The organism is Burkholderia cepacia complex sp. TUM26381 (genome assembly GCF_057439935.1).
On the sequence record NZ_CM172007.1, the window covers coordinates 1,168,165 to 1,184,005 of the forward strand.

The following is a 15,841-nucleotide window of genomic DNA, read 5'->3' on the forward strand; positions in this document are numbered from 1 at the left end:
AGGGAAGGCTGGGCGTTGGTGCGCGACACCCGATGAGCCCAGTATAGCCGGGCAGGCAGTGGCAGTCGCGTGACGTTTCCAGATTAGCGGTAAACTCCCGTCACGCACTATCCACACAACTCCTACATTCCTGAACGTTTCGATTGAATTCATGATGTCTTCGCGTCCCCAATCGCCCACGCCGGGCAATGGCCAGGCCGACGAGTGCGTGACGCTCGTCGCTACCGCGTCGCTGCCTACGCGCTACGGTACGTTCACGTCATACGCGTTCCGCGTATCGGGCAGCGATGCCGAACATCTCGCGCTCGTAATGGGCGACGTGACCGGCGAGCAGTCCGTGCTGACGCGGCTGCATTCCGAATGCCTGACCGGCGACGTGTTCGGCTCGTACCGCTGCGATTGCGGCGAGCAGCTCGATCTCGCATTGCGCTACATCGCGGCCGAAGACCGCGGCGTGCTGCTGTATCTGCGCGGCCATGAAGGCCGCGGGATCGGCCTGAGCAACAAGATCCGCGCCTATGCGCTGCAGGAGCAGGGGCGCGACACCGTCGAAGCGAACCTCGATCTCGGCCTGCCCGACGACGCCCGCGAATACGACTCGGCCGCTGCGATTCTGCGCATGCTCGGCGTGACGTCGGTGCGGCTGATGAGCAACAACCCGAAGAAGTTCGACACGCTCGTGAAGCACGGCATTCCCGTTTGTGAGCGCGTGGCGCTCGCGGTGCCCGTGCGCGAGGAAAACGAGCGTTATATCCGCACGAAGCAGACGAAGTTCGGGCATTACTTCGAGGAAAACGAGTAACGGGAGCGGGCGCACTCGCGCCCATTTCCCATCCTCTGTTCGTCCGATCGTCGCGCGTAGAAGCGACGATCGCGATTTCCCCTTCGCTCGTACCAGTTCCGGGTTCGTGACGTCATCTGCGATTCATTCGCCGCGAGTCCGTTCCACAATCCCATGACCACCACGCCATCGAAGATCGAAACCGAGCGCCTGACGCTGCGTCGCTGGCGACCGGCGGACGCGCAAGCGCTGTCGGCAATGCATGCGGATCCGGACGTGACTGCGTGGCTTGCGCGCGGCCCGATGCCGGCCGACGAGGCGCGTGACGTGCTCGCACGCTTCGACGCGCATTTCGACGCACACGGTTTCGGTGTTTGGGCGGTCGAGCGCCGCGCCGACGCAACGCTGATCGGCCTGTGCGGCCTGTCGCGCGAAGCACGCGCAACGCATCCGATGGCGCCGTGCGTCGAAATCATGTGGCGGCAGGCACGCCACGCGTGGGGGCATGGCTACGTTGCCGAAGCGGCAGCCGCCGCAATGGCCGACGGGTTCGGCCGGATCGGGCTCGGCGAGATCTTCGCGTGGACGGCCGACACCAACCTGCGATCGCAACGGGTGATGCAGCGGCTCGGCATGCTGCGCCAGCCGGCACGCGATTTCGACCATCCTGCGTTACCGGACGGGCATGCGCTGCGACGGCACGTCGTCTATGTCGCACGCCCCGGCGGGAACGCCGGCGCGTAGCGGTTCACGCGTATCCGCCCGTCAACGCCACGTACCGTTCTGCAACACGATCCGGTAGCCGTCGGCATCCTCGAAGGTCTGGCCGGAGATTTCCCAAAACGGATTGAACGACGTCACGGGCATGAAGCCGTGCGCGGTGGCGCGCTCGCATGCGGCTTCCCATTCCGGGCGATCGGGCAGATAGAAGACGATCAGGTCCTCGGGCGTCGGCGACGGCGCGATCGGATGGTCGGGGCAGTGCGTGAACTCGAAGTGATAGTCGAGGCCTTCGCGTCCGAGCATCACGCCGGAAAAGCCGTCGTGGTCTTCGAAGCGCGCCAGGACCGACAGGTCGAGGGCGTCGCGATACATGCGTTCGGTGCGGGCGAGGTTGCCGACCGGGCGGGCAATGCGCAGATGGGCGTGCAAGATGGCCTCGGGGGAGCGTGGCAGACCCGCCGATGATATCCGGTCGGTCCGGATGATGGCGTGTCGGAATGCAAGCTTGCCGGGTAGCAAAGGCGAAGAGCGATGTGTCCCCGCAATCCGCGCAGGCAATAAAAAAGCCCGCTGCTTGAGCGGGCTGAATCCATGTTTGGAGACATGGAGGAGACAGACGTAAATTTAAGGGAAAACCCGGACGTTTGCAAGCCCTCGTTGTATTCATGCAACTGGCGGTCGTTGCCTCGTTCACATACCGCCGGGCCGCGCGTGCGCGGCAAACGCGCCGAACCGTTCCTGCGCGACGGGCAGCGCGTACTTGCTGCGCATCTCCGTCTCGATCCATGCACAGGCCTCGCGCGCGCAGTCGGTCAGCGCGTGGCGCGTCGCATGCCCGTCGATGTCGTAGACGAAGCGCACACCGACCTCGTCGTCGTCAACCTGTCGTTCGAGCTGATTGAGCTGCAGTTGCGGCCCGTGCTGTTGCGACAGCGCGCGCAGCTCGTCGAAGTGATATTCGAGCCAGTCCGCGAAGAACAGCGCGTCGCTGTGGCAGGGCAGGCGGAAAGCCGCGCTGCGCGACGGGCGCGATCCGGCGTCGCCAACCGCCGCATGCGGTTCGCCGTCGGCGGCGGGCAGGTCGACCGGGGCGAGCGGATGCTGAATGTGCCGGTACGGCTCGCGATCGCGCAATGCATGCCACAGCAATTCGTCGCCGGCGGCGCCGGACGGCTGCATCGTCAGGTCGTGCCGGCCGTCGCCGGCCGGGGCGACGCCGCGGATCACGAGGCGCAGCGAGCAGAGCGGCTCGTCCGCGACCAGCAGCGTTGCCGGGCGCGGCAGCCCGCAGACGAGCGGCGCGGCGCCGGCGGCACGAAACACGAGCCCGCGGCGGTCGAGCCGGACGAGCGGCAGCGGCCTGGGAAACGACGGATAGGCGACCGCGATGCGGGCGCCACTGGCGCTCGTCAACCCGGGCATCATCGCGCGAAAGACCTGAGACTGGTCCACGTTGGTTCTCCTTCGTTACGATGCCGCCCGGACCGAAACGCGCGTTCCGGCTCAGGCGGCGATAGCTTGCCGGGCGGCCTGCCCCGGCTCGATTCCTAGCGCAGCAAACGTTTGCGGATCGATGTCGATCCAACACGCGACCACCAGACGACCGTCCACCTGTTTCGGCGGGCCTGCGCGGTGCGCGTGAATACCGATCCGGCGGAACAGCCGCTCCATGCTCGCGAACGTCACGCCGATCAGCTGCCGCGCGCCGAGCTGCGCCGCGCATTCGACGACGGCCGCGAGCATCGGGCGCACGGCCCACTCGGCGTTGCCCGGCCCGCCTTCGTCGTCGGTCGCCGCGAACCGGGACAACTCCCAGACGGCGGCCGATTGCGGCAGCGGCATGTCTGCGGCGATCAGGTCGGCGAACAGCGACTTCAGCAGATACGGGCGCGTCGTCGGCAGCAGGCGCGCACATCCGCACATGTCGCCGACCGCGTTCCTCGCGAACACGTAGACGGTATCGTCGCGATCGAACTGGTCGCGCTCGAAACTTTCGTTCGCCGACGGGAGCGCCCAGCCGAGCTGTTCGATGAACACACGGCGCCGATAGCGCCCTAGATCCGCAGCAAGTTCGTGTGGCAACCGCCCTTCCTCGTGAACGAAGGTCCGCATGGTGTCCTCGGATCTGTACTTTTGTATGCGTGCATTACATCGCGCAGGACGAGGGGGCTGTAACTAGTAACTCTTACAGGTTCGGGCGGACAAACACGCCATTTGCGGCGTGGTAACGGTTTCTTGACCGGCGGGATTGAAAACCAGGCTGCTTTTGCTTATAAAGAGCGCCAGTCTTGCGAAATGATCGGAAGATTGCGCGGCCGGTTGTCACTGGAGCGTCGGACCGGCATGATAGGTGTCGTTGCGACCGAGCAGGGCAGACGCGACCGCGGCGGGCCAGTCGATGCCGGTTAGCCGTGCCGCGAGCGCGGCGGCCGTGCGGAACATGCCGATGTCGGCACCCTTGGCGTCGACGGCCATCACGTTGCTGCGGACGTCGCCGCCTGCAATCACGAACGTGCCCGTCGCGCGTTCGAGGTACCAGTCCCAGCCGACCGTCACGTAAGCGACGCCGGCACTGGCCGTGCGATGCCATTCGGTATAGCCGGCGAGGCGTGCGTCGATCGCGTTGTCGCGCAGTTCGGCAAGCAGCGATGCATCGAGGCCGCTTGCGACATGGTCAAGCACAAGCACGGCCAGTGCGCCTTCTGACAAGCGCACGTAGCCGTCCGGAGACGGGCCGGGGACTGGGTGCAGCAAAGGTGAAGTCATGCGCGGAATGTATCAGCCTCGATAGGGTGCTGGAACCTGACAAGTATGACAGCGTGACGTTGTCGGAGAACGAATGGAACTGCGCTGGCAGGATGCCTACCAACAATTCAGCGCCGCTGAAGACGAGCAGCAACTCTTCCAGCGGATCGCCGCCTATTCCAAGCGGCTGGGATTCGAATACTGCTGTTACGGCATTCGCGTACCGCTGCCCGTTTCGAAGCCGGCGGTCGCCATCTTCAATACCTATCCGGATGGCTGGATGGCGCACTACCAGGCGCAGAACTACATCGAGATCGATTCGACGGTTCGCGACGGCGCACTCAGCACCAACATGATCGTCTGGCCGGACGTCGACCGGATCGACCCGTGCCCGCTGTGGCAGGACGCGCGCGATTTCGGGCTGTCGGTGGGCGTCGCGCAGTCGAGCTGGGCGGCCCGCGGTGCGTTCGGTCTGCTGAGCATCGCACGCCATGCCGACCGGCTGACGCCGGCCGAGATCAACATGCTGACGCTGCAGACGAACTGGCTCGCGAACCTGTCGCATTCGCTGATGAGCCGCTTCATGGTGCCGAAGCTGTCGCCCGCGGCGGGCGTCACGCTGACCGCGCGCGAGCGCGAGGTGCTGTGCTGGACGGCCGAAGGCAAGACCGCGTGCGAAATCGGCCAGATCCTCAGCATCTCGGAACGGACGGTCAACTTCCACGTGAACAACATCCTCGAGAAGCTCGGCGCGACCAACAAGGTCCAGGCGGTCGTCAAGTCGATCTCTGCGGGGCTCATCGAAGCACCCTGACGCACGCGACGGCGGCGCCGGATGCGGTAGCCGCCACGCCAGCTCATTCCATCATCGGCTCCGCTTCCTTCGCGGTCCAGCTCACGCTGGAAATGCTTTTCTCCATGCTCATCCGGCTCGCGATCTGCTCGAGCTTCTGCTGATCCTTCGGATGCAGTTTCAGCGTCGCGGTCACCTTCAGCCGGTCCGGCTGGTCGGGCACGTCCTCGCTCGTCAGGCTCTGGAACGACAGCGGCTTCGCATACATCGAGTTCGACAGCAGCGTGCGGATATGCACTTCGTCGGCGGCGAGGCAGATCACCGTGATCTGGTATTCGCGCACGAGATCGGCGTTCGATACGGGCGTCGCGTTGATCGTCTGGCTGACGCCGCGCAGCACGGTATTGGTGAGCAGCACGACGCCCGTGCCGGCGAGCGCAGGCACGTAATGGCCGGAGCCGGCCAGCACGCCGACGGCGGCCGAGCACCACAGCGTCGCGGCCGTGTTGATGCCCTGGATCGAGCCCTTGTCGCGCATGATCACGCCGCCGCCGAGAAAACCGACGCCCGACACGACGTACGCGGCGATCTGCGTGACACCCGCGACGCCGTTGCCGGTCAGCACGCCGAGCGTGACGAACAGGCATGCGCCGCTCGCCACGAGCGTGATGGTGCGCAGGCCGGCCGTGCGCTGGCGCATCTGGCGCTCGAGGCCGATGGCGACGCCGCAGGCGAACGCGGTGAAAAGACGAAGTGCGAAATCGAAAGTCATGGTTGTCCTGCCGTGCAAGAAGCGCATGCCGGCCTGCGTCGCCGCGGCGCAAGGCCGGGGGCGACGCGGCGATAGCCGTCATCGCGCGGTACTTTACCGCGCGAATGCGTCATTCAGTGTGAAACGGGTAGGCGTGCGGCTCGCGGAACGCGAGCCGGGGCAGGAGAACTGCGTCGGACAGGCGTTCAGGCGGCAAGCGGCGCACGCAACGGAGTGCTGCAACTGTCCACGATGGTTCCTGAAGGAAGAATGGGCGGCATTCTAGTGGGCGGCGCGCGCCTGCGTCAACCGCCTTGCGGCGGCTGCGCTATTGCGCCGAGCCGATCGTCCCCGTCGCGAGCGCGAGCGCGGCGGCGGCCGACAGCGCGCCGGCATAGCTGTCGACCTCCGCGTTCCGGGCGGCGAGCAACTGACTCTGCGCGATCGTCGCGTCGGTGACCGAGCCCACGCCGTTCCGGTACGCGGTGAGCGCCGCGTCGTAGCTCGTCTGCGCGGCATCGACGAGGGCCTTCGCGGCATCGTGCGACGCGAGGCTCGTCTGTACCGCGTTCTGCGCGGCGACGACCTGGCGCACGGCTTCCTCCTTGGTCCGCGTGAGGCGCGCGGACGCGCTTTGCGCATCGTTGCGCGCCTGCATCAGCACGGCCGAGCGCAGGCCGCCGTCGTACAGCGGAATCGTCACGCCGAGGAACACGCCACCGCCGTAGCGGCTGCCGTTCAGGTTGACGGTCGGCGCCTGGTCGCCGATCGCGGGCAGCGCGGAGATGGCCGTGCCGCCGCTTGCGTAGGAGGTCGACGCGGACAGGAAGATCTTCGGCATGAACGCGGCTTCCGCCGCCTTGATCTTCGCGCGATTGGCCTTCTCGAGCGCGAACGCGCCCTGCAGGTCGGGGCGGCGCGCGATCGCGTCCGACACGATCGCATCGACCGACGAACCGAGCGCGGGCGGCAGCGGCCGCTTCGGCAGCGCGGCGATCGTCGGCTTCGACAGCGGCGAGATGCCGAGCGCGGAGACGAGCGCGAGGTAGCTGTCGCTTTCCGCGCCGTTCGCCTGCACGAGCGCGAGGTTTGCCTGCGCGCGGTTCTGCGTCGCCTGCGCGAGCTCGACGACCGTGCCGACGCCGTGCTTGAGCCGCGCGCGGGAAGCCGCGAGGATCGCATCCGCGTTCGCGAGACCCTGCTGCGCGCTGACAGCGCGCGAGCGGGCGGCTTCGTAGCGGTAGTACGAAACCGTCACGTCGTGGATCACCTGCTGGTGCACCGCCGTGAATGCGACGTTCGATGCGATCGACGCCTGTTCGGCCGCTTCGACACGCGCCGCGCGGCCGCCGAAATCGAACAGCAGCCATTGCAGCGACAGCGCCGAGATCGTGCCGTGCACGGTGGTGTTGCTCGACGAATCGCCGAGGATCGTCGACGTCGAGCCGTGGCTCGTCTGGTACGCGCCCATCGCCGTTGCCGACAGGCGCGGCAGGTAGGCGGACTTGGCCAGGCCGACCGCGAGCGCCGCGTTGCGTGCATCGTTCCACGCGATGCGGGTCAGCGGGTTCGACGATTCGGCGAGGTCGATCAGCTCGGCCAGCGTGTACGGATGCGCGGCATCGAGCTCGGCCGGCGGCGAAACCGATGCGAGCGCCGGCGACGCGGGCAGCGTGTAGTCGTGCGCGCGTTGCGCGGACGCCCGCGGCGGGCCCGGCACGATGTCGCCCGCGGCCGACGTTTGCGGCTGCCACGGGCGGTCGGATGCCTCCGGCGCCAGATTGATCGACGACGTCGCGCAACCGGCCAGCGCGACGGCGGTCGCGAGGGCGGCTACGGCGATCGAGGCGGCCGGCGGTTCAGGTCGACGCATGGGGGGCAGGCTCCTTCGGTGTGGCTTGACGGGCGGTGTCGGCGATATGCGCGAGCCGCGTGTCGATCAGGTTCAGCAGCGCGTCGCGTGCGGGGTCGGTGGGGGCGGCGGCCGGCGGCGGGGACGAGGGCGCCGGGGACAAGGGCGCCGGGTTCGGCGAGCGCGCGGCTTCGTCGTCGCGCGGCTCGGTCACGCGCGCGAGTTGCGCGCCGATCGCTGCGTCGCCGGGTTGGCGTTCGGCGAGCAGGAACAGCGGGCCTTCGATCGCGCCGAGTTCGGCGAGCGCGCGCCGCCGGGTGGCGAGCCACGTCGCGGCCGGCCGCACCCACGACGGTTCGTAGTGGACCAGGCCGAGTTCCTGCGCGATTGCGCCGTGGCGTGCGAACGCTTCGGCCGCGAGCGTGCGTCGCTCGGCCGGCTGCGCGATCTGCGCGATGCGCCGCCATTGATCGAGCAGCGCGGCAAACGCCACGTCGATCTGCTTGCCGATGCTGACGGGCCAGATGCGCGTGAACACGAGATACACGACGACGTTGCCGAGCAGGATGCCGATCGTGCGGTCGCGTGCGATCGTCAGGTCGAAGCCGGGGCCGGCGCCCTGGATCACGCACAGGAAAAACGCGAACGCGATCTGGAAGCCCGCATACGCGATGCGCGGCGAGCCGAATGCGATCCACGCGGACAGCCACGCGCCGACGAACACCAGCGCCATCAGGTGGCCGACCGACGACAGCGCCGGCACGACGAATACGAGCGCGGCGGTGCCGAGCAGCGCGCCGGCCATGCAGCCGAAGATCCGCAGCGTGAGCTTCTCGACCGTCTCGGCCGTCGAGCCGAGCGACACGATGTAGCAGGTGACGACGCAGGTATGGATGCCCGACCAGTCGAGCTGCGAGTACAGCAGGTAGCAGAAGATCGCTGCGGCGGTCGTTTTCAGCGCATAGCGGATATGGTCGGGATTGGTGCGCGCGTCCGGCAGGAAGAAGCCGCCTCGCGGTGCCGGTGCCGGCGGCGCGTCGGGTGCGGCGGGTGCGTCGGGTGCGGCCGCAGGCGCGCCAGGCGCTGCATCGGCCGTCGCGTCCGGCTCCGCGAAACGGGTGATCGCGGCCTGGAGATCGGTTGCGGCGATGCGTGCGAGCGGCGGCAGCGCGTCGGCGGGCGGTAGCGCGAGCGTCACGTCGACTGGATAGCCGCCGCGTTCGAGAATGGCGGCCATGTCGTCGAGCGTCGCGGCGATCGGCGTGGCGAACGCATTGGGCAGCCGTGCGTCCGGTTCGCGATCGGCCAGCGCGACGCCGACCATCAGCGCGGTGCTCGAGGCGATGGCCTGCCGCAGCGCCACGACGTCGGCGGCGGCCGACGAGCCTTCGAGCTTCGACAGCTTGAGCCAGGTGAGCAACTGCTTGTCGCCCTCGCGCAGGCTCGCGTCGAACGCGGCGCGCGCGTCGTCGTCGCCGCGCAGTCGTCGCGCGGCGAGCCGCAGCCGTTTCGCGAGCTGCGCGTGCGCGAGCTTGCGCGGCGACGGCGCGATCAGCAGGTTGACGACGATCGCCACGCCGACGGGGATCGCGATCGTCAGCCAGATATAGAGCAGCGCGCGGGTCGCGGCTTCGCCGAACGGTGCGAGGCCGAGCTGGTCGAGCCCGAAGCCGACGATCATCGCGAGGATCGCGCCCACGGGGCGCAGCTTGCTGGCGGACGTCAGGTACAGCAGGGCGACCGACAGCACGGCCATGCACGCGACCCGCAGGATCGAATAGTCGATGCTGAAGATCGCGATGCCGAGCACGAGCCCGATCACGATCGTGACGATCAGCAGCAGTGCGGCCGCGAGCACGACGCTCGTCACGCGGTCGGCACGGATCATGAAGAACACGACGTACGCGGACAGCGCGGCTTCGGGCGTGCCGTACGCGGCCGTCACGAGCGCGGTCAGCGCGCAGATCAGCGCGACGCGCACGGCGATCGCCATGCGCCCCGGAAACGGCGCGAGCAGCCGCAGGACTTCGCGCGGGCCCGGTGCGCGAACGTCAGCGGCAGGCAGTGCCATGCCGGACCTCGACGATCGCGCTGGCGCCGACACGCACGAGCTTCGCGTCGGGTTCGTCGAGCTTCACGCGCACCGGGAAGCGCTGCGCGACGTGCACCCAGTTCACCGAGTTCTGCACGATCGGCAGCGAGCGCGGCAGGTTGATGCGCGCGCTGTCCGCGATGCCCGCGCCGATGCCGACCACCTTGCCCGTCAGCGGACGGCTGCGGTCGATCATCGAATAGACGGTCGCGCAATCGCCGACCGCGATGCGGCTCAACGACGTCTCGCGGAAATTGCCGACGGCGAACCATTCGCGTGCGTCGATCAGCGTGAAGATCGACTGGTTCGGCGCGAGGGTTTCGCCGGGGAGCACGCTCAGCCCCGTCACGAGCCCGTCGTGCGGCGCACGCACGACCGTATCGTCGAGCGCATGCTGTGCGCGGGCGAGCGCGGCTTCGCGCGCATGCAGGGTCGCGATCGCATCGGCTTCGTCACCGATCGTCTGCGCGGACGCGCGCTGCTGCTCCTGCGCCTGCGCGAGCGAGACGGACGCGTCGCGCTGGCGGACCTTCGCCTGGTCGAACTGCTGCGCACTGACGTAACCCTGCGCGGCGAGCGGCGCGAGCCGGTTCACGTCGCGGGTCGCGAGATCCGCGTTCTGCGTCGCGCGCTTGACCTGCTCGGCGGCGACCGCCGCGTTCGAACGCTCGCCGATCAGCGACCGGCGGCGCGTGTCGAGCGACGCGCGCGCGAGTTCGACGTCGGCCTGCGCCTGCGCGACCGTCAGCCGATACGGCACGGGATCGATTTCGTACAGCAGGTCGCCTTTCGCGACGCGCTGGTTCTCGTGCACCGCGAGCTGCACGATGCGGCCTCCGACCGGCGAGGCGACATGCACGACGTCCGCGTCGATCGACGCGTCGTCGGTGGACGGATAGGCGGTCGTGCGGCAGTACGCGTACACGAGCGCGGCGATGCCGAGCGCGACGATTGCGAGCGCGATCGCGCGGCCTTTCGCGGAGGGGCGGGGGAGTCCGGCGGCCTTCATGCGAACGGCCCCGTGCCGGTGAGCCAGACGATCACGGCGACCACGAGCCCGATCGCGGTGCAGACGGCGAGCTGGTAAGGCACGGTGGAAGCCCAGCCGGTCGCGACGAACACGCGGTGCGCGACGATCGCGCCGATGACGCCGACGATCGCGCTGACGAGCCAGAGCGGGAAGTACGCGCCGAACAGCACGTACGACGGTGCGCCGCGCGATGCGCAGCCTGCGAGCGGCAGGGCGGGCGCCAGGACGGCGGCGACGCGCAGGGGCGCGCGCGGCGTTGTTTTTCTCATGGTGTGACGAGCTCGACGTTGGGGGTGGATGCCGGGCGCGGCGCAATGCGGATCGTCGCCGCGACGACGATTCCGGGATACGGAGCCGATAATAAATCAGCGCGATGCGGATCGCCAGCCATCCGGTGCGCAGGGGCGGCGCGGGCTGCGGCCGCCCGTGCGGCGCCGGCGATCATGCCGCTTCGTCCGTCCGCGAGTTCGGCAGATGCCGCCTGATCGCCGCGATTCTGCCAGCGCCCGCTCGCGTAGGGTTGCTAACGGACTGTAAAGGATCGTCAGATGAAAGAAGGGGGGCGGAATTTGCCGTTTCGGTGCGATGGAATCGGCGCGGAAGCCGCCGATTGCGCGTCGAACCTGGATGAATCCGTCAGTTCGACTGACCGTGCGCGTCCGCGACGAGCAGGTCGACCAGATCGCGTGCGAAGCGCGGCAGCGCATCGAGATCCGCGACGCAGATCTGCAGCTGGCGCTCGGCCCAGCCGTCCTCGAGCGCGACGACGCACAGCGCCATCGTCTTCGCATGGCGGCGCGCGGTGCCTTCGGGCAGCACGCCGACGCCGACGTTCGCCTCGATCATCCGGCAGGCCGTTTCGAAGTTGCTGACCTGGATGCGCCAGCGCAGCGTGCGCTGCACGTCGGCGGCCGCGCGCTTCAGGAAGGTGTGGAGCGCGCTGGCCTCGGGCAGGCCGATGAAGTCGTGGTCGAGCGTCGCGACGAACGGCGTCGACGCCAGACCGGCGAGCGGGTGCCCGGGCGCGGTCGCGAGCACGAGGCGGTCGCGCCGGTACGGCATCGCCTGCAGGCCGTCGGTGCGCACGTCGCCGGCGACGATGCCGATGTCGACCGCGCCTTCCTGCACCGCGCGCACGATGTCCGGGCTCAGCCGCTCCTGCATGTCGATCGTCACGTCGGGATGATCGACGAGATAGCGGCGCAGCACGCCCGGGAGGAACTCGCTCATCGCCGTGGTGTTCGCGTAGACGCGGACGTGACCTTTCACGCCCGACGCGTATTCCTGCAGGTCGCCGGTCAACTGTTCGAGCTGACGCAGCACGCGGCGTGCATGCGCGAGCAGCGTTTCGCCCGGCGCGGTCAGCGTGACGCCCTGGCTCGTGCGGCTCAACAGTTTCACGCCGACCTGTTCCTCGAGGTTCTTGATGCGCATGCTCGCGGCCGGCACCGACAGGTGCGCGCGTTCGGCGCCGCGCGTGAGGCTGCGCGCCTCCGCGATGTGCGTGAACAGTTTGAGGTCGACGAGATCGAAGCGCATGGGCGTGGCGGCGGGAGGATGGCGGATTATCGCGCGAAGCCGCGCGACGCTCCACCGGCGGGCGCGACCGGTCGTCGCGGCCGGGATCTGTGTACCATCGTGCGTATGGCGCGACGCGCGGCACGGGGCATCACGGCCCCGCGCGACGCGTGTCGCGGAAGCGGTATCGCAACGAAGGTGAGCGTTCCATGCGAAGTTTCTTTGTCCGGTTCATTGCAATCGGCGTGCTGTTCCATCTGTATGTCGGGATGCGGATCATTCCCGACGCGTTCGCGTCGCCGGTCGCGCGCACGATCGCGGCGCTCGTGCTGGCGAGTTTCGTCGTGCTGATTCCGGTCGGCATGTTTTCGCGGCGCTTCGACGAAGGCTGGGCCGCGACGCTGGTCGGCTGGGCCGGGGCGCTCGTGATGGGGTTCTTCTCGTCGCTGCTGGTGCTGACGTTCCTGCGCGAATTCGTGCTGCTCGGCGTGATCGCGTGGCGGCATCTCGGGCACGACGGCGCTTGGAGCGGCGCGGCGCCCGACACGGCGCTCGGCGTGCTGGCGGCCGCGGTGCTCGTCGCCGCGATCGGGTTCGCCGGCGCGCGCCGCACGGCGGCGGTCAAGCGCGTGTCGATTCCGGTGGCGGGGCTGCCGGCCGCGCTCGACGGGCTGACGATCGTGCAGCTGTCCGACATCCACGTCGGGCCGACGATCAAGCGGCCGTATATCGAACGGATCGTGCGCGCGGTCAATGCGCTCGACGCCGACCTGGTGGTCGTGACGGGCGACGTGGTGGACGGTTCGGTCAAGCGCCTGCGCGACCACACGGCGCCGCTTGGCCGGATGCGGTCGCGGCACGGCAGTTTCCTCGTGACGGGCAACCACGAGTACTACGCGGGCGCACATGCGTGGATCGACGAATTCCGCCGCATCGGGCTGACGGTGCTGCTGAACGAGCACGTGCTGATCGAGCATGACGGCGCCCGCGCGGTGCTCGCGGGCGTGACCGATTTCACGGCCGGCGGGTTCGATCCCGCGCATCGCAGCGACCCCGCGCAGGCGCTGGCGGGCGCGCCGCGCGACGTCGGCACGAAGATCCTGCTCGCGCACCAGCCGCGCAGCGCCGAGGCGGCGAACCGCGCGGGCTTTACCGTGCAGTTGTCGGGGCATACGCACGGCGGCCAGTTTCTGCCCTGGCCGCCGTTCGTGCGCTTGCAGCAGCCGGTGATCGGCGGGCTGAACCGCTTCGGCGACATGTGGCTCTATACGAGCCGCGGCACCGGCTACTGGGGGCCGCCGAACCGCTTCGGCGTGCCGTCCGAGATCACGCTGATCCGGCTGACGCGCGGCTAGCCCGCGGCCCGGAGGCCGCCGTTACTCGATGCGCGCGATATCGTCGAAATCGAAGCGCGGGCTGCGCGGGAACAGGCCGGCCGGATCGCCATAGCCGAGATTCACGAGGAAGTTGCTCTTGATCGCGGTGCCCGCGAAGAATTCGGCATCGACCTTCGCGCCGTCGAAGCCCGACATCGGGCCCGCGTCGAGGCCGAGCGCGCGCGCGGCCAGGATCAGGTACGCGCCTTGCAGCGACGCGTTGCGGAACGTGGTGGCCTGGATCAGCGCTTCGTTGCCGGCGAACCAGCTGCGTGCGTCGGCGTGCGGGAACAGGCGCGGCAGGTGTTCGTAGAACGCGTAATCCATCCCGACGATCACGGTGACGGGCGCGGCCATCGTCTTCGCGAGGTTGCCTTCGGACAGCGCGGGCTTCAGGCGCGCCTTCGCTTCGGGCGACTTGACGAACACGAAGCGCGCGGGGCTCGAGTTGGCCGACGTCGGGCCGAATTTCGTCAGGTCGATCAGCCGGTGCAGCAGCGCGTCGTCGACGGGCTTGTCCTGCCATGCGTTGTGCGTGCGCGCGGTGAGGAACAGTTGATCGAGGGCGGAATCGGAGAGCGTCGTCATGATGGGATCCGGGAAGAAAGCGGCCGGGTTGCGCCGGCCCGCGTGGCGGAAGAATGCGGCGCCCCTCGGCGGGGCATGCCGCGACACGCCGCGATGATAGCGTGATGCGCGCCTGCGCATCGCGGTGCTCGGCGGTTTCCTTTCATCGGCGAATGACAGCGCATGGCGGCGCGCGGCGCCGTTGGCTAGTATGCAGACATGCATCGTTCGCTCCGTTCATCGCCCGCTCCTTCCGACATGTCGACGCCCGATCTCTTCGCCGATACGCCCGCGCCCGACGTGGACTGGTACCCGGACTGGCTCGCGCCGCCCGACGCCGATCGCGCGCTCGCCGCGCTGATCGGCGAAGTCGCCTGGCGGCAGGACACGATCCGCACGCCGCGCGGGCGCATTCCGTTGCCGAGACTCACTGCGTGGCAGGGCGAGCCGGACGCGGTGTACGTGTATTCGGGGATCCGCAACGTGCCCGCGCCGTGGACGCCGGCCGTGCTCGACCTGAAGCGCGCGGTCGAGGCGACGTGCGGCGCGCGCTTCAACAGCGTGCTGCTCAATCGCTACCGCAACGGGCTGGACAGTCTGGGCTGGCACGCGGACAACGAGCCGGAACTCGGCGAGGCGCCGGTGATCGCGTCGGTGAGCCTCGGCGCGATGCGCGTGTTCGATCTGCGCCATCGCGCGACCGGCGTCACGCACGCGTATCGCCTCGTGCATGGCAGCCTGCTCGTGATGCGCGGCCGCACGCAGGCGGAATGGCAGCACCGCGTGCCGAAGGCGCCGGGCGTGCAGGGCGAGCGGGTCAACCTGACCTTCCGGCGCGTGATGGCGGCGGCCGGATAGATCGCTCCCTGTTTTCGTGATCCACGAAAGGTCGATGCAAGCAATCGCCCGTGTGTGCGGCACGTTGCCGCACGAATGCGATTCCGTGCCGCCCGGCATGGCCCGGACGCCCGTCCCGTATGGGTTTCAGGTAAATTTCATCGACCACCCGGTTCCGATAGATGAGTGAAACCTCTGATGGTGCGTCGCAACAATAATTGACTAGACTGTCGAATGGCAGAAACGCGTCGGCACACCGGCGCGATCCTTTCGACATGCCCTGAGCGTTGCCGATGCGGCACGCAAGGGGGCAGGAGCAAAACGCGTGACCGTACTCGACCCTTCCTTCGAACCCTCGCTGCACGTCTTCGAGCAAGACGGCGGATGGCAATGGGCGCTGACGGTGAAGCGGGCGACCGGCGTCGGCGTGAAAGTCGTGGCGTTCAGCCGCGAAGGCTTTCGCGGCGAAGCCGAGGCATACGCCGCCGGGCAGCTCGCCCGCGCCGAATATGACGCCGCCGTGACGGCCTGACGCCGTCGCGGCGATCCCGCCCGAGGATCGTCTTCACCCCTGCCGTCCCGATCGTTTTCCGCTTTCGTGTCATCCGCCCGTCGCGATGCGCGCCGCCGCGTGCGGTGCGCCGGCGCTTGCCGTGCCAAATGGTCCGTACCATTCGACACGTGCGTGCCATACGTCGCGCTTAACGTCCGTGCACGGCGTCCAGCGCGCCGGCGACGTGGCCTGCGCCGCGGTTCGAACGCCGGACGCCGACCCA

At 68.5% G+C, this 15,841-nt stretch carries 18 protein-coding genes; 6 read left to right on the top strand and 12 right to left on the bottom strand.

Annotated elements, in window-relative coordinates:
- Nucleotides 1-151 precede the first annotated feature (151 nt).
- On the top strand, nt 152-802 hold the full coding sequence (gene ribA, locus ACWMMN_RS22055; protein ID WP_059240003.1) for a GTP cyclohydrolase II: 651 nt from the start codon (nt 152-154) through the stop codon (nt 800-802).
- 153 nt (nt 803-955) lie between these two features.
- Entirely contained in the window at nt 956-1,525 is a 570-nt protein-coding gene (locus tag ACWMMN_RS22060; RefSeq protein ID WP_342705121.1) for a GNAT family N-acetyltransferase, read from the top strand.
- A gap of 21 nt (nt 1,526-1,546) precedes the next feature.
- Here the strand turns inward: ACWMMN_RS22060 and ACWMMN_RS22065 are convergent, their stop codons facing one another.
- From ACWMMN_RS22065 to ACWMMN_RS22080, 4 genes are all read right to left on the bottom strand, one after another.
- Nucleotides 1,547-1,933, bottom strand: a complete 387-nt coding sequence (locus tag ACWMMN_RS22065; protein WP_059240007.1) for a VOC family protein — start codon at nt 1,931-1,933, stop codon at nt 1,547-1,549.
- 261 nt (nt 1,934-2,194) lie between these two features.
- On the bottom strand, nt 2,195-2,956 hold the full coding sequence (locus tag ACWMMN_RS22070; RefSeq protein WP_486423948.1) for a hypothetical protein: 762 nt from the start codon (nt 2,954-2,956) through the stop codon (nt 2,195-2,197).
- A 51-nt stretch (nt 2,957-3,007) separates the two neighbouring features.
- A complete protein-coding gene (locus ACWMMN_RS22075) occupies nt 3,008-3,616 on the bottom strand; it encodes an acyl-homoserine-lactone synthase (RefSeq protein WP_059240012.1) in 609 nt (202 codons plus the stop codon).
- A gap of 210 nt (nt 3,617-3,826) precedes the next feature.
- On the bottom strand, nt 3,827-4,270 hold the full coding sequence (locus ACWMMN_RS22080; protein ID WP_059240014.1) for a DUF4902 domain-containing protein: 444 nt from the start codon (nt 4,268-4,270) through the stop codon (nt 3,827-3,829).
- 73 nt (nt 4,271-4,343) lie between these two features.
- On the opposite strand from ACWMMN_RS22080, the gene ACWMMN_RS22085 reads away from it, so the two are divergent.
- On the top strand, nt 4,344-5,063 hold the full coding sequence (locus ACWMMN_RS22085; RefSeq protein WP_059240016.1) for an autoinducer binding domain-containing protein: 720 nt from the start codon (nt 4,344-4,346) through the stop codon (nt 5,061-5,063).
- A 43-nt stretch (nt 5,064-5,106) separates the two neighbouring features.
- Here ACWMMN_RS22085 and ACWMMN_RS22090 read toward each other — a convergent pair whose 3' ends face one another.
- The 7 genes from ACWMMN_RS22090 to ACWMMN_RS22120 form a co-directional block, all read right to left on the bottom strand.
- Nucleotides 5,107-5,814, bottom strand: a complete 708-nt coding sequence (locus tag ACWMMN_RS22090) for an MgtC/SapB family protein (protein ID WP_059240019.1) — start codon at nt 5,812-5,814, stop codon at nt 5,107-5,109.
- 307 nt (nt 5,815-6,121) lie between these two features.
- Nucleotides 6,122-7,666 carry a TolC family protein gene (locus ACWMMN_RS22095; protein ID WP_486423949.1) on the bottom strand — a complete coding sequence of 515 codons (1,545 nt, stop codon included), beginning with the start codon at nt 7,664-7,666 and terminating at the stop codon, nt 6,122-6,124.
- Nucleotides 7,653-9,716 (bottom strand): FUSC family protein, encoded by a 2,064-nt coding sequence (locus ACWMMN_RS22100; protein ID WP_486423950.1) that lies wholly within the window; start codon nt 9,714-9,716, stop codon nt 7,653-7,655. Before ACWMMN_RS22100 ends, ACWMMN_RS22095 begins: the two co-directional genes overlap by 14 nt.
- Nucleotides 9,697-10,746 (bottom strand): multidrug transporter subunit MdtN, encoded by a 1,050-nt coding sequence (gene mdtN, locus ACWMMN_RS22105; protein ID WP_059240024.1) that lies wholly within the window; start codon nt 10,744-10,746, stop codon nt 9,697-9,699. Before mdtN ends, ACWMMN_RS22100 begins: the two co-directional genes overlap by 20 nt.
- Entirely contained in the window at nt 10,743-11,036 is a 294-nt protein-coding gene (locus ACWMMN_RS22110) for a hypothetical protein (protein WP_059240026.1), read from the bottom strand. Before ACWMMN_RS22110 ends, mdtN begins: the two co-directional genes overlap by 4 nt.
- Nucleotides 11,033-11,212 (bottom strand): hypothetical protein, encoded by a 180-nt coding sequence (locus ACWMMN_RS22115; protein WP_155627276.1) that lies wholly within the window; start codon nt 11,210-11,212, stop codon nt 11,033-11,035. The genes ACWMMN_RS22110 and ACWMMN_RS22115 overlap by 4 nt, the downstream gene beginning before the upstream one ends.
- A gap of 191 nt (nt 11,213-11,403) precedes the next feature.
- The gene (locus tag ACWMMN_RS22120) at nt 11,404-12,306 is read right to left on the bottom strand and encodes a LysR substrate-binding domain-containing protein (protein ID WP_059240029.1); all 903 of its coding nucleotides are present in this window, start codon (nt 12,304-12,306) and stop codon (nt 11,404-11,406) included.
- Between the two features lie 188 nt (nt 12,307-12,494).
- Here ACWMMN_RS22120 and ACWMMN_RS22125 point away from each other — a divergent pair, with 188 nt between their 5' ends.
- Complete coding sequence (locus tag ACWMMN_RS22125; RefSeq protein ID WP_486423951.1) at nt 12,495-13,640, top strand: metallophosphoesterase; 1,146 nt, start codon at nt 12,495-12,497, stop codon at nt 13,638-13,640.
- 21 nt (nt 13,641-13,661) lie between these two features.
- On the opposite strand, the gene ACWMMN_RS22130 is transcribed toward ACWMMN_RS22125, so the two are convergent.
- Nucleotides 13,662-14,249, bottom strand: coding sequence for a malonic semialdehyde reductase (locus tag ACWMMN_RS22130; protein WP_059240957.1), 588 nt, complete (start codon nt 14,247-14,249; stop codon nt 13,662-13,664).
- 237 nt (nt 14,250-14,486) lie between these two features.
- Between ACWMMN_RS22130 and ACWMMN_RS22135 the strand changes: the two genes are divergently transcribed.
- Both ACWMMN_RS22135 and ACWMMN_RS22140 read left to right on the top strand, forming a co-directional pair.
- Nucleotides 14,487-15,086, top strand: a complete 600-nt coding sequence (locus ACWMMN_RS22135; protein ID WP_174991306.1) for an alpha-ketoglutarate-dependent dioxygenase AlkB family protein — start codon at nt 14,487-14,489, stop codon at nt 15,084-15,086.
- Nucleotides 15,087-15,390: 304 nt separating this feature from the next.
- Nucleotides 15,391-15,597 carry a hypothetical protein gene (locus tag ACWMMN_RS22140; RefSeq protein ID WP_034180396.1) on the top strand — a complete coding sequence of 69 codons (207 nt, stop codon included), beginning with the start codon at nt 15,391-15,393 and terminating at the stop codon, nt 15,595-15,597.
- Nucleotides 15,598-15,841: the final 244 nt, after the last annotated feature.